The sequence below is a fragment of the Paenibacillus sp. TC-CSREp1 genome (genome assembly GCF_050171015.1).
Classification (GTDB): Bacteria; Bacillota; Bacilli; order Paenibacillales; family Paenibacillaceae; genus Paenibacillus; species Paenibacillus silvae.
In genome coordinates, this window is sequence record NZ_JBNOKM010000009.1 from 136,698 (window position 1) to 149,188 (window position 12,491).

Annotated in this window: 13 protein-coding genes; 8 read left to right on the forward strand and 5 right to left on the reverse strand. The window is 46.7% G+C overall.

Going from position 1 to position 12,491, the window contains the following annotated elements; genetic code table 11:
- Positions 1–73: 73 nt before the first annotated feature.
- Positions 74–592 carry a thiol peroxidase gene (gene tpx / locus ACQSGY_RS15435; RefSeq protein WP_216513272.1) on the reverse strand — a complete coding sequence of 173 codons (519 nt, stop codon included), beginning with the start codon at positions 590–592 and terminating at the stop codon, positions 74–76.
- Between the two features lie 150 nt (positions 593–742).
- Between tpx and ACQSGY_RS15440 the strand changes: the two genes are divergently transcribed.
- Both ACQSGY_RS15440 and ACQSGY_RS15445 read left to right on the forward strand, forming a co-directional pair.
- Positions 743–1,369, forward strand: a complete 627-nt coding sequence (locus ACQSGY_RS15440; protein WP_427052635.1) for a rhomboid family intramembrane serine protease — start codon at positions 743–745, stop codon at positions 1,367–1,369.
- Positions 1,370–1,439: 70 nt separating this feature from the next.
- Positions 1,440–2,351 carry a LysR family transcriptional regulator gene (locus ACQSGY_RS15445; protein ID WP_427052533.1) on the forward strand — a complete coding sequence of 304 codons (912 nt, stop codon included), beginning with the start codon at positions 1,440–1,442 and terminating at the stop codon, positions 2,349–2,351.
- 48 nt (positions 2,352–2,399) lie between these two features.
- On the opposite strand, the gene ACQSGY_RS15450 is transcribed toward ACQSGY_RS15445, so the two are convergent.
- Positions 2,400–3,080 (reverse strand): zinc metallopeptidase, encoded by a 681-nt coding sequence (locus ACQSGY_RS15450; RefSeq protein WP_289374186.1) that lies wholly within the window; start codon positions 3,078–3,080, stop codon positions 2,400–2,402.
- Between the two features lie 26 nt (positions 3,081–3,106).
- Positions 3,107–3,535, reverse strand: coding sequence for a MerR family transcriptional regulator (locus ACQSGY_RS15455; protein WP_111273109.1), 429 nt, complete (start codon positions 3,533–3,535; stop codon positions 3,107–3,109).
- Between the two features lie 351 nt (positions 3,536–3,886).
- On the opposite strand from ACQSGY_RS15455, the gene ACQSGY_RS15460 reads away from it, so the two are divergent.
- The 3 genes from ACQSGY_RS15460 to ACQSGY_RS15470 are packed head-to-tail and all read left to right on the forward strand — an operon-like array spanning position 3,887 to position 7,145.
- Positions 3,887–5,284: an ammonium transporter gene (locus ACQSGY_RS15460; RefSeq protein ID WP_216513274.1), complete on the forward strand. Its 1,398-nt coding sequence runs from the start codon at positions 3,887–3,889 to the stop codon at positions 5,282–5,284.
- A 41-nt stretch (positions 5,285–5,325) separates the two neighbouring features.
- Complete coding sequence (locus ACQSGY_RS15465; RefSeq protein WP_427052636.1) at positions 5,326–6,411, forward strand: DUF294 nucleotidyltransferase-like domain-containing protein; 1,086 nt, start codon at positions 5,326–5,328, stop codon at positions 6,409–6,411.
- Complete coding sequence (locus ACQSGY_RS15470; RefSeq protein ID WP_427052535.1) at positions 6,408–7,145, forward strand: exonuclease domain-containing protein; 738 nt, start codon at positions 6,408–6,410, stop codon at positions 7,143–7,145. Before ACQSGY_RS15465 ends, ACQSGY_RS15470 begins: the two co-directional genes overlap by 4 nt.
- On the opposite strand, the gene ACQSGY_RS15475 is transcribed toward ACQSGY_RS15470, so the two are convergent.
- Positions 7,131–7,724, reverse strand: a complete 594-nt coding sequence (locus ACQSGY_RS15475; protein ID WP_427052536.1) for a Mov34/MPN/PAD-1 family protein — start codon at positions 7,722–7,724, stop codon at positions 7,131–7,133. The two genes, ACQSGY_RS15470 and ACQSGY_RS15475, sit on opposite strands and share 15 nt — an antisense overlap.
- Positions 7,725–7,897: 173 nt before the next feature.
- Between ACQSGY_RS15475 and ACQSGY_RS15480 the strand changes: the two genes are divergently transcribed.
- Positions 7,898–8,449, forward strand: a complete 552-nt coding sequence (locus ACQSGY_RS15480) for a TlpA disulfide reductase family protein (RefSeq protein WP_145402887.1) — start codon at positions 7,898–7,900, stop codon at positions 8,447–8,449.
- A gap of 130 nt (positions 8,450–8,579) precedes the next feature.
- Here ACQSGY_RS15480 and cimA read toward each other — a convergent pair whose 3' ends face one another.
- A complete protein-coding gene (gene cimA, locus ACQSGY_RS15485; protein WP_427052537.1) occupies positions 8,580–10,199 on the reverse strand; it encodes a citramalate synthase in 1,620 nt (539 codons plus the stop codon).
- A 613-nt stretch (positions 10,200–10,812) separates the two neighbouring features.
- On the opposite strand from cimA, the gene ACQSGY_RS15490 reads away from it, so the two are divergent.
- Both ACQSGY_RS15490 and ACQSGY_RS15495 read left to right on the forward strand, forming a co-directional pair.
- Positions 10,813–12,117, forward strand: coding sequence for a DNA polymerase IV (locus ACQSGY_RS15490; protein WP_427052538.1), 1,305 nt, complete (start codon positions 10,813–10,815; stop codon positions 12,115–12,117).
- Positions 12,118–12,235: 118 nt separating this feature from the next.
- A complete protein-coding gene (locus ACQSGY_RS15495; RefSeq protein WP_111273095.1) occupies positions 12,236–12,478 on the forward strand; it encodes a ferredoxin in 243 nt (80 codons plus the stop codon).
- Positions 12,479–12,491: the final 13 nt, after the last annotated feature.

A 12,491-nucleotide genomic window follows, 5' to 3' on the forward strand; every position in this document is an offset into this window, starting at 1 on the left:
ATAAAGGATGGCATATAAAAAGCGAGAGAAGGCGGACCTTCCTCGCTTTTATTCTGCACATATGAAACCTGTTTTACAGCAAAGCTTTTACAGCAGCAATGGCTTGCTCGAAGTTAGGGGAGTCTGTCATCTCAGGCAGGTACTCCACATATGTAATTTTGTCTTCGGCATCCAGTACAAAAATAGAGCGCATGTCGAGCTGGAATTCTTTGATCAGAACGCCATAGTTCTCGCCAAAAGAGCGCGTTTTATAGTCAGAGAGGGTTACTACGCGGTCAACGCCCGCTGCACCGCACCAACGTTCCTGTGCGAATGGAAGGTCAACGCTGACAGTCAGAACAACAACGTTCTCTCCGAGATCTGCTGCTTCCACATTGAAGCGGCGAGTCTGTGCATCACATACGCCAGTGTCCAGAGAAGGAACAACGCTGATTAATTTGATTTTGCCTGCAAAGTCTTTCAGAGATGCGTCTTCAAGCAGGTTTTTGCTTACAGTGAAGTCTGGAGCTTGATCGCCCACTTTCAATTCAGGTCCGATCAAGGTAATAGGGTTGCCTTTAAATGTGGCTGCGCCTGTACGTTCTTGTGTCATAAATAATGTTCCTCCTTATAAATTGGTGATCCGTGCCAAAATCCATTATAATCTTTTATGAAAGGCATTGTCCAATCCGGACGTGCGCATTACGATGGATCTGAGAAGGTATGTCTGATCTTGACAGGGTGGAGTGAAAGCAAAAAGTCTATGATATTTATTCGTTATGAAAATTGGAAAAGTTATTTGAAGTTCTTTCCTTTGACATCACTGTTATTAATTGCGAATGTAATTATGTTTCTTGTGTTAACATTTAATGGGGGTTCGACGAACAGTCTGGTGCTGCTACAGTATGGAGCGCTGACAAACTATGATTTGTTATCCAACGAGTGGTGGCGTTATGTGACGTCTATCTTTCTGCACGCAGGATTCAGTCATCTTCTGTTTAACAGCTTTGCTTTGATTGTGTTTGCTCCGCCGATGGAGCGGCTGCTTGGCTCGTTAAGATACGGAGTATTGTATCTGGGCGGAGGCGTAGTCGGTAATATTCTTGCGATTGCGTATTACAATTCAATTGACAAGATTACCATTTCGGTTGGAGCATCCGGGGCGATCTATGCCGTATATGGGGCGTTTCTCTATGTGGCATTGTTCCAGCGCGCTCTAATGGATGAGACATCACGCAAGACGTTGTATACCCTGCTGTTGTTCGGGATCATTTTCTCCTTTGCGATGTCAGGCATCAACTGGATGGCTCATTTAGGTGGTTTGCTGGGTGGTTTCTTTATTTACGGTTTGATCATTCGTTTATGGAAGCCGCGTATGTTCAAGAAATAGTCGGAACGTGCTCAAGATGGAATGCGTTTGAGGATAGAGAAGGGTATAACAGATTGGAGCGATCAGGCAAGTGGAATTAAGACAGTTGCATTATTTTTTAAAGGTGGCCCAGAAGGAACACGTCACACAAGCGGCTGAAGAGCTTCATGTGGCGCAGTCTGCGGTCAGCAGGCAGATTCATCAGCTTGAAGAAGAGCTGGGTGTGGATCTATTTATGCAAAAAGGAAGAAATCTGCAGTTAACTGCGGTCGGTCAGCTTTTCTGCAAACGGGTAGAAGGCATACTGAAAGACCTCGACAAAGCTGTTGGAGAAGTGCATGAGTTTCTTGACCCGGAACACGGGGAGATTCGTATCGGTTTTCCCCACAGTCTGGGAATCCATCTGATTCCTTCCGTGGTGGCTGCTTTTCGTCAGCGTTACCCGAATGTGAAATTCAGGTTCAAACAGGGGATGTATCCAACATTAATCCGCGATGTGTTATCTGCTGAAGTGGATTTGGCGTTTATCTCACCATTTCCCGAAAAGCATGATCAGGTAGCGGGAGATGTCGTTCTGACCGAGGAGCTGCATGCCATTTTGCCGCCCAATCATCCGCTCGCGGGTGAAGAAAAGATTGCGCTGGAGCAATTGAAGGATGACAAGTTTGTGCTCTTTAGCAAAGGCTACTCACTTCGTCCGATTGTGTGGCATGCCTGTCTGGAGGCAGGGTTTACACCTAAGATTGCATTTGAGGGCGAAGAGACGGATACGATCCGGGGTTTGGTTGCCGCGGGTATGGGTGTCAGTCTGCTGCCGGAAATGGCGTTATTTCAGACCAATCCGTTACAGCCAGCCCATGTGGAGATTTCTCATCCGAAAGTAACCAGGACGATTGGATTAATTCATCGTGCAGATGATAAGCTTCCGCTGGTTGCCCAGTCCTTCCGCTCGTTTTTGCTTCATTATTTTGGTTTACAGCAAAACAATACCCCATCCGAATAAACGGTGGGGTATTGTTTTTTCTATTATAGTAATGTATAAGTGGTTGAATTAATCACGGTTGTTGAAGATACCGATATAACGAATCAATTCAAGCAGCGAGATCAATGCAGCGGCCACATAAGTTAAAGCTGCGGCATTCAACACTTTAGCTACGCCTTTTTCCTCTTCGTTACGGATATAACCCTCGGATACCATAATCTCACGAGCGCGGTTGCTGGCATTGAACTCAACCGGCAAGGTGATCAATTGAAAGGCGACCGTCACCGAGAAGAAGATGATGCCAACGCCGACCAGGTTCATTGCGTTAAAAATGAAACCTGCAATCAACAAGAGCGGTGCGATTCCGGATGCAAAGTTTACAATCGGGAAGATCCGGTGACGCAGTGCGAGCATCGGGTAACTTTCTTTATGCTGGATCGCATGGCCAACCTCGTGACAAGCAACGGATAAGGCCGAGATGGATCTTTCGTAGTATACAGGCTCAGACAAACGAACAACCCGATTAATGGGATCGTAGTGGTCAGAGAGTGAACCGCGAACCGGTTCAATCGGTACATCATGCAAACCGTTCGCATCAAGCATGTGACGAGCTGCATCATAACCGGTCATTCCGCTCAGGTTAGGAACTTCCGACCAGCGTCTGAAGGTGCCTTTGACCCGGAATTGCGCCCATAAAGAGAGCAAAAAGGCGATAATGATCAGTACGAACATACCATTATTAAAACTCATATTCATTCCTCCGCTTTCATAATAAGCTACATCATGGTGTTTTCAAGCAGGATTTTTAATGCCTCCATCGTGCCTGCACTTTTGGTGAGCAGTCCTGCCATCATCTTGCGAGCTTGTACAGGTTTCATCTCTCCAAGAAGTGGTTTAAGTTCATTCACCTCTCGTTCAAGCTGCTGTACATGTAGTTCAAGTGTTGTCAGTTTGCTTGCTACCTGTTCCTCTGTGCTGACCAGACGCCATTTCTCAAGAGATTGTTTGATCTCTTCGAGACTATACTTCTCCTGTTTCATCTGTACAATACGTTCAAGTCTGGTTAAGGTTTCATGACTATAGAGACGATAATTCTTTTGAGTTCTTTCTTCAGGAGCAATGAGCCCAAGTTTTGTGTAATAGTCAATTGTGCGTTCACTTACACCAGCGTTCTTGGCGAGTTCGCCAATCCGAAAAAGTTTCATATCCCCAATGATATTCACCTCGCTTGCAAGTTCAAATGTAGGGAAATGTAGTTTCCACAAGCGCCTCATTAAAATGCGCCCAGTTATTATTACTAATAAGTATGATACATGATCATGAACCGTACAGTCAAACGTTATGCTTTGTTATAGCTTGCCTCCATTTCTATATCTATGTGCTTACATGATAAGAATATGTACTTAAGTGCAAGAAAAAGACGTAAGACTTTATTCCCATAAATTATTTTGAAAAATGATGAAAATACTCTTGTCAACTTTCCTGTCTTCTGCTTATAATGACATTAAGAGTTTCACGATATGTGAAGAAACATAACATAAGAGGGAGTGGGGTTTATGAGAAAGAAATGGTTGGTTTCAATGTTAGCAATGCTTACTTTATTGGCTTTTCCGATGAGTGCATTCGCTGCTGCTGAGGGCCCAAGTACGATAGAGCTTCAAAGCGGTCTGAATTCAGCGTTTACGTTCCTTGCTGTAGTACTGGTATTCTTTATGCAAGGGGGATTTGCGCTTCTGGAGGCAGGTTCTACTCGAATGAAAAATGCAGGACATATTGCGGGTAAAACAGTCCTGACATTGGGCATTTCAGTTATCGCGTTCTGGGCACTTGGATTTGGCCTAGGGTTTGGTAATGGTAACGGATTCTTTGGAACAACAGGTTTCTTCATGAGTGGAGATAACATGGCTGCTTCCTTCGAATCACTAGCTTTCTCCGATGTTCCACTGACTATTAAATTTGTATTCCACCTTGCATTTGCTGCTGTGTCTCTGGCGATTGCCTGCGGCGGTATGGCAGAACGTGCAAAAATGAGCGTATATATCGTATTTGGTACACTGTACACCATTATTATGTATCCGGTTGTTGCTCACTGGGTATGGGGCGGCGGCTGGCTCGCTGAGCTGGGCATGCAAGACTTTGCAGGTTCTACAGTTGTTCACTTGACTGGTGCGACTGCAGCGCTCGTAGCTACGATTTTGCTCAAACCTCGTATCGGTAAATACAACAAGGATGGCAAACCTAACATCATTCCGGGTCATAACCAAGTGTATTCTGTACTCGGTGTAATCATCCTCTGGATCGGCTGGTTCGGTTTCAACCCAGGTAGTACGTTGTCTGCAATGGGAGAAGGTTTCTTCGGATATGTGGCATTAACTACAAACGTAGCTGCTGCTGCAGGTGGTGTTGCTGCGCTGTTGATCTCCTGGGCAGTTCTTGGAAAATCGGATATTCCTAGTATGCTGAACGGTGTGCTTGCAGCACTCGTAGCGATTACTGGTGCATGTGCTTTCGTAGAACCTTGGGCAGCTCTGGTAATCGGTGCACTGGCGGGTATTATTACATTCTTCACCGCACAATATTTCGATCGCAAAGGCATTGATGATCCAATCTATGCATTCTCCGTTCACGGTATTGCTGGTATGTGGGGCGCAATCTCCACTGGTTTGTTCGCTACACCTGAACTGGCTGAAAAAGTAGGTGTAGGTCAAGCGGGTCTGTTCTATGGTGGTGGATTCCACCAACTGGGTGTACAACTGTTAGGTCTTGTAGGCGCATTTGCCTTTGTACTCGTCATGTCCTTCATTATTCTGGGCGGTATGAAAGCAATCATGGGTATCCGCGTTACTGAAGAAGAAGAAACCATGGGTCTGGATCTCAGTGAACATGGCACGTATGGCTATCCTGAGCAAATGAAGCATGCAGAATCCAAATCGGGCGGTACGTTCAGCTCCTGAGGTGAATCATGATTGAAATTGCTTCAAGGAGGCTGGATATGATGGAACCTATCTCGACAACAAATCCTTTCTGGTCTTATCATGGCATCGATGGCGCGGCCTCTGTGTATGAGCTGCGCCAGGTACGCGTCGCTTTACAGAGAGAGCTCCAGCAATCGATGTTTGCTTCCTTGTCGGCTATGGAATGGTACGAAACGGTAAATGAGCTGCATGACCGAATTGCTCGAAAAGCAGTTGAGTTATGCATTGAGGGGATGGTAGAGGATGGCTTCGGTCAGCCTCCCGTCCCCTATGCCTTTATCGTATTCGGAAGCTCTGGCAGGGAAGAGGCAACATTATGGAGTGATCAGGATAATGGCATGATCATCAGTGATGCTCCGCATGAAGGGAAAGAAGCCTACTTTGACGAGTTTGGCGGACGGATGGCAGATTTGTTAGAGCAGCTTGGTTATGCGAAATGTGAAGGCAAGGTGATGTGTTCAGAGCCGTTGTGGTGCAAAACACTCACAGCCTGGAAGAATCAGCTCCTGGAGTGGAGTTCAGACCTGAGCTGGGAGCCAATCCGTAATCTGATCATCGCGTCGGATATGCGCTTTATTGCAGGTGAGAGCAGCCTTGCCGATGAATGGCTAGCAAGCTTTTATGAGCAATTCCGCCGAGTGCCTGAGCTTTCAGATGCAGTGTTACGTAATACGGTGAAGCATAAGGCTACATTAAATATACTCGGCCGTGTCGTTACGGAGCGATTCGGTGAGCACGCGGGCGGTTTTGATGTCAAATACGGGGTATACATCCCGCTTGTAAACAGCGCCAGGTTTCTGGCCTTGCATCATGGAATTCAGGAATCGTCAACGGTAAAACGGATGGAAAGACTCACTTCGCTTGAGGCGGTGCCTTTTCCGTTAATGGATGCATGTCAGCGCGCATTTACAGCTGCATTGAAGCTGCGCCGAAGTACACCGATCGTTATGCAGCAGGAGCTGCAGCAGAGCAGTGGATTTCTGGATGAGAAACAGATGAAGCAAAAGCAGATTCATTATGATCTGAGGGAGACATTAGGCTTGGTCAAGCGGGTTCATCGTGCTTTGCAAAGACAGTTGCGTTTTGCAGAAAGGAGACGTCCATGAGAGAGCCGGCAAGGGGCAATACAGGATTTTGGAATTCGCTGCGTCAGGGAGGGGTTCCTTCCGCCATCGCTTCCATTATGGGAGCCCCTACGGCGCAACATATGGCGTTTATCCGTTCGATGATGAGGGAGCAGCGCAGACCTGAAGTGCTGCATACGCCTTTGAATGAGCTGGATGCAGTTGTGTTTGATCTGGAAACGACGGGGTTTTCACCCCAGCATGGGGATGAGATTTTGTCCTTTGGTGCGGTGCGCATTCGAGGGGGCGTCGTGCTGGAAGAGGAGCAGTTCTACACGGTAGTGCAGTCCAAAACCACAGTACCCAAGCATATTACCGAGCTTACCGGAATTACACAGCAGATGACGGAGGAGGCTCCAACGCTGCTTGAGGGGCTGCATGATTTTATGTCTTTTGTCGGCGGCAATGTTCTGGTTGCACATGCAAGTGCGCATGATCGTGCGTTCCTCAATGCGGCCTTGTGGCGAACCTCTAAGGTAAGGCTGACACATCGGTTGATCGATACAATGATGCTTGCCCGCTGGCTTGAGCCAACCAGAACCGGATATGGTCTGGATGAATTGCTGGAATCGAGGGGCATTCCGATCTATGGTCGGCATCATGCGCTCGAAGATGCCAAGATGACAGCACAATTATGGTCCTGTTATCTGGAAGATATGAAACATAAAAATATTGAAACGTTGGGCGACCTGTATACACGGCTAAGTCACGCGTAGCTGCATAGGTATCAGGTGATATGAAGGGTGTTCAGGCGATACGCTGTGTGGCTGTTGTTCATCGGTCTTTGCAATCTGATAGGCATTCAGAAGCATACAGGATATCGAGTTGTTTGTGTCCAAAGACTTCATGCCAAGTGTAAAATCCGGAGACTTCATGTCAAGCGTTGAATCCGAAGATTCCGCATTAATCCTTGAGTCTGCAGAGTTGATCTCCAGATTCGGTGATCCGATGAGATATACCTGGACCATTCCGGCAAAGTCAGGCAGGGCTTGCAGGTCCTCGTATGAAGGAATGGGCAGGGTATGCGGATGTGTGTGAAAGATACCAACGATGATGGAGCCGGAAAAAATACATCGAATCCATTCTGTTTGATCCAGTGCGAAGTGATGCAGCGGGTCAGGCGCTACGTTACGAATGGGCTGAAACCGACTGATTCGTATGCCGCCCGCTGCGGATTCACCCAGCACAACCCCGCAGGCTTCCTGCGGCAGCGAAAGATGCATGTGCCTGGACATTTCCTGTTCCACCGAGCGGGGGATGGTTAAGGGTTTTTGCTGCCCGTGAAGTGCTGCCATTTGTATTCACCCCTCTCTCTTTTGGCTCCTGTTCAGGCAGGAGTCCTTTTTCATTTTATTTTGCTTTAGGCAGATTGTAAAATTTTTAAGGAAAAGGGTACAATATAACAGAGGTGCATTGTGTGCAGTAAAGCTCAGAGACATTTTGAATGTTCAAAAGAGGGTGGCGAGTGATGAAACGTAACAAATACATAATGCTTGGGGTTGTCCTGCTTGTTACATTGACTATGGCCCGAAATACAGAGGGAGGCATTACTGCTGTTTTCAAACAGGAGGAGCCTATGCCAACAGAGACTGGAGCGAAGGCTGGTTTACTGGCCCCTCCGTTCAGTCTGACGGGACTTGATGGTAAAACGTACAGCGTGGGTGGCGCAAAAGAAAAAGCGACATTTGTCAGTTTCTGGGCCTCGTGGTGTGATCCGTGCAAGCAGGAAGCGCCTGAACTGAACAAGTTAGCGGAGAAATATAAAGATAAGATGGATCTCTATGGTGTGAACGTGACTTCATACGATAAATTGAAGGATGCCAAAGCTTTTGTTGACGAATACAAGCTGACCTTTCCGATTCCGCTCGATGAAAAGGGGACTGTGTATGCGCTGTATAATGGCATGGCATTTCCAACAAATGTGTTGATCGATTCCAGAGGAGTCATTCAAGAGATCGTTTTGGGCATCATGCCGGAAAAAGAGCTTGAGAAAAAGATTAAAAAGTTAATTGCAAATTAAAATATCGGCTGTCACTTGCGAATACAAGATTGCTTGCATTCGCTGCATTCACAAAAAAAGCTTCTGCACCATGAGAAATGGCTGCAGAAGCTTTAATATTTTCCGGGAAATAAGGAAAAGGGTTGGGCTATTAATGGTTAACTAAACCGTGAGTGGGGAGTGAATGTGCATCTGGCTCGTCCAGCATACGCTCCTGAAGCAGGGCATATCGGAAACTGTGAACAAGTGCTTCCCAGCTGGCTTCAATGACGTTCTCGGATACACCAACCGTGTTCCAGGTGTTTTCTGTATTTTTGGACTCAATCAATACACGAACCTTGGCTGCGGTAGCATCCTTCTCATCAAGTACACGTACCTTATAGTCAGACAAATGCATGTGAGCAAGTGAAGGGAAGTACTGGACCAATGCTTTACGAAGTGCATTATCCAGTGCGTTAACCGGCCCATTGCCCTCAGCTGCGGTGTATACACTTGTTCCGGCCACATTCAGCTTCACAAAAGCCTCGGAAACAACCGATTTGCCTGCTGTTTTTTCTACAAGCATTTTAAAGGATTCGAACGTAAACAGTTCCTTCATGTCTCCATTTGCTTCGCGGATTAACAATTCCAGTGAAGCATCTGCGCCTTCGAACTGATAACCTTGATGCTCCAGATCCTTTATTTTCTCGATAATCTGGCGTGAGTTGGCGCTGTTCGGGTCGAATTCCAGTCCCATCTCCTGAGCTTTGGAAACAATATTGCTCTGTCCTGCCAGCTCGGAGACCAGTACCCGCTGCTTGTTGCCGACAAGCTCAGGGACAATGTGTTCATAGGTGCGTGAATCCCGCAAAATGGCGGATACGTGGATACCGCCTTTGTGTGCAAAGGCTGCATTTCCGACATATGGTTGATTGATCGGCATATTCACATTGGCGATCTCGCTGATATAGCGAGCAACATTGGTAAGCTGCTTCATGGAATCCTCAGCCACACACTCGTACCCCAGCTTCAGCTGCAGGTTCGGAATAATGGAAGCGAGATTGGCATTGCCGCAGCGCTCGCCATAACCGTTCATGGTGCCTTGCACCTGACGTGCTCCGGCTTGTACAGCGCTGAGGGTGTTAGCAACAGCAAGTTCGCAGTCATTGTGCGTATGAATGCCGAGGTGTGCCTGCGGCAGCAAGAGGTGCAGACTGGATACGATCTCGTGCACTTCATGCGGCATTGTCCCGCCGTTGGTGTCACACATCACAAGCCAGTCAGCCCCGGCTTCGTGGGCTTTGCTCATGACAGCCTGCGCATACTCGGGATTATGCTTGAAGCCGTCGAAGAAATGCTCTGCATCAAAGATGACCTCCATGCCGCTTTGTTTCAGATAGGCGATGGAATCATAGATCATCGACAGATTTTCCTCAAGCGTTGTCTGCAGGGCAGTGTGCACATGGAAGTCCCATGACTTTCCGACGAGTGTGGCTGCCTGTGCCCCGGATTCAAGAATACGCTTGAGATTGGCATCCTCGCTGGCAATGCTGCCTTTGCGGCGAGTGCTTCCGAATGCAACAACCTTGGCGTTGAGCTTCAGTTCCTTGACTCTTTTAAAAAACTCGATGTCCTTGGTGTTGCTGCCGGGAATTCCGCCTTCAATATAATGAGCACCCAGGTCATCCAGCTTTTTGGCAATTTTGAGTTTGTCGTCTGCGGACAGGCTGACACCCTCTCCTTGCGTGCCGTCACGTAAAGTCGTATCGAAGATGGAAATGGCCTTTGACATGAAGATCCTCCTTTAAGGTAAAGCGCTTTTTTATAAGTTTGATGGAAGGGTTAAAAAGCAGGTAAAGATATTAATGGATAAATCCTTCGATTCAGCAACGCTACACTGTGTTAAATTCGTTGAATGGATTTGTCCCAAACTCGTGAATTTGTATAATTAATTATTATAGCATCATTATAGCCAAATGCTACATAGAATTCGCAGGTTAGTGGAACAATTGCAGATTGCAGGTTGAAAAAGCGCCAGCAACATATGGAAAAGGCAGTATGTTATAATTATCCAAACGTTGCATGAGGTATGTAATACAGGTTGCAAGGGATATAAACGATAGGTAGCATGAGAGAGGATACGATAAGTTGTATGAGGTTGTGTGAGCGTATATATATGGAAGGGAAGTGATTGTTGTGACGATTGTATGGGAAAATGTGCTTCTTGCAGTGCTATTCCTGATTGGCATTTGTCTTGTATGTACAGCCATTTTTCGCAGCATAACAAGAACGGGCCGGAAATAATGAACTCAGCGCGAAGCCTGAATTTATACTCTACTTTTGATATACTATATAAACAGGTTGACCCAGATCAATGAATCGTGAGGATAGAAAGGGTGGGGGGCGTGAAGTCTTCAGACAGCAATCCTCCAGTGGATGTAAGCGAGTATTATCCGGCAGCGGGCAGAGTTATTTTGCATGTGGATATGAATGCCTTTTATTGTTCTGTACATGAGGCCGAGGAGCCCGAGTTATATAAAGGAAGAGCAACGGCTGTTGCAGGCAGCAGCGAGCTTCGCAAAGGAGTAATTGTAACCTGTTCCTATACAGCGAGAAGCAGGGGCATATCAACAGGAATGGTCGTGCATCAGGCCATGAAGAAATGCCCGGATCTGATTGTTATACGTCCGGATTTTCACTTATATCGCCAATACTCCAGAGCTTTTATGCAGATTGCATACAGCTACACCCCTCAACTCGAGGCGACTTCGATTGATGAGTGTTATCTGGATATCACAGGATCGAAGCAATTCGGTACACCAGTGGAGATCGCTGAAGAGATTCAGCGGAGAATCAAGGACGAACTCGGCCTGCCTTGTTCTATTGGGATTGCACCAAATAAACTGCTGGCCAAAATGGCATCGGACCTCAAAAAGCCAAACGGCATATCGATCCTGCGGATGAGGGACGTTCCCCGCATCTTATGGGATAGACCTTGTAATGAGATGTTTGGAATTGGAAGGAAAACGGCCGAGAAGCTAAAAAAAATCGGCATTGATACGATTGGTCAGCTGGCTAAATCGGATGAAAAAATGTTGACAGACCTGTTCGGTATTAACGGAACGTGGCTTAAAAACTCGGCAAATGGCATTCATCACTCCCCTGTCGTTGCCGAACGGGAAGCGAATAAATCTATTGGTCATACGACCACATTGCCTGCCGATGTTTCGGAGAACCATGATATTCACCGGGTGTTCCTGAATATTAGCGATCAGGTGGCCCGAAGATTACGTAAGCACGAAATGTTAAGTCAAGGCATTCAGATTACGATTCGTACACCTGACATGAAAACAATCACCAGATCACGCATGATGGACATACCAACCGAGGATGCCGCAGTCATCTACCGGGAGGCCTGCCAGCTCTTTGCGAAACACTGGGGGAACGGCAAGCCGGTACGCATGCTTGGCATCACGCTGCAGAGTTTGATTCCGCGAGAGGAATCAGCTGTGCAGATGGATTTGTTTGAATACGAGCAAAAGCCGAAAAAGGAAAGTCTGATTCGGATCATGGATGAACTGCGTGATAAGTTTGGTGAGAATGCAGTTGTGACCGCAGGCATGCTTGGCGATGATCCTTCCACATTACTCCGCAACCATAAGGTGCGAGGAACTTCACTGCAAAAAGATAACTTGCAAAGTCTGGACTGAATAGGGGATAATAAAGACTTGCGGGTGCAATTTTATTTGTAATTATTCTTGCTTTGTATTAATATGTTTCTAGATAAAAACACTGTACGTGGTGAATCCTAGGAGGAGAGATTGTAAAATGAGCAAATATACTTGGGTAGAAAAAGATACATGTATTGCATGCGGCGCATGCGGAGCAACAGCGCCAGACATCTATGATTATGACGATGAGGGCTTGGCAGAAGTAATCTTTGACGGCGACGCTAACCAAGGCATCAAAGCTATTCCTGAAGATCTGTTTGATGATATGCAGGATGCATGCGATGGCTGCCCGACCGACTCCATTAAAGTAGCGGACGAGCCTTTTAATAAAGAGGGTTAATTTTTTTCATACA

Bases quoted from the DNA above. Each gene is read 5' to 3' on its own strand.
- cimA (WP_427052537.1), bottom strand. From the start codon at position 10,199: ATGTCAAAGGCCATTTCCATCTTCGATACGACTTTACGTGACGGCACG.
- ACQSGY_RS15460 (WP_216513274.1), top strand. From the start codon at position 3,887: ATGAGAAAGAAATGGTTGGTTTCAATGTTAGCAATGCTTACTTTATTG.
- ACQSGY_RS15455 (WP_111273109.1), bottom strand. From the start codon at position 3,535: ATGAAACTTTTTCGGATTGGCGAACTCGCCAAGAACGCTGGTGTAAGT.
- ACQSGY_RS15475 (WP_427052536.1), bottom strand. From the start codon at position 7,724: ATGGCAGCACTTCACGGGCAGCAAAAACCCTTAACCATCCCCCGCTCG.
- tpx (WP_216513272.1), bottom strand. From the start codon at position 592: ATGACACAAGAACGTACAGGCGCAGCCACATTTAAAGGCAACCCTATT.
- ACQSGY_RS15440 (WP_427052635.1), top strand. From the start codon at position 743: ATGATATTTATTCGTTATGAAAATTGGAAAAGTTATTTGAAGTTCTTT.
- ACQSGY_RS15450 (WP_289374186.1), bottom strand. From the start codon at position 3,080: ATGAGTTTTAATAATGGTATGTTCGTACTGATCATTATCGCCTTTTTG.
- ACQSGY_RS15480 (WP_145402887.1), top strand. From the start codon at position 7,898: ATGAAACGTAACAAATACATAATGCTTGGGGTTGTCCTGCTTGTTACA.
- ACQSGY_RS15465 (WP_427052636.1), top strand. From the start codon at position 5,326: ATGGAACCTATCTCGACAACAAATCCTTTCTGGTCTTATCATGGCATC.
- ACQSGY_RS15470 (WP_427052535.1), top strand. From the start codon at position 6,408: ATGAGAGAGCCGGCAAGGGGCAATACAGGATTTTGGAATTCGCTGCGT.
- ACQSGY_RS15495 (WP_111273095.1), top strand. From the start codon at position 12,236: ATGAGCAAATATACTTGGGTAGAAAAAGATACATGTATTGCATGCGGC.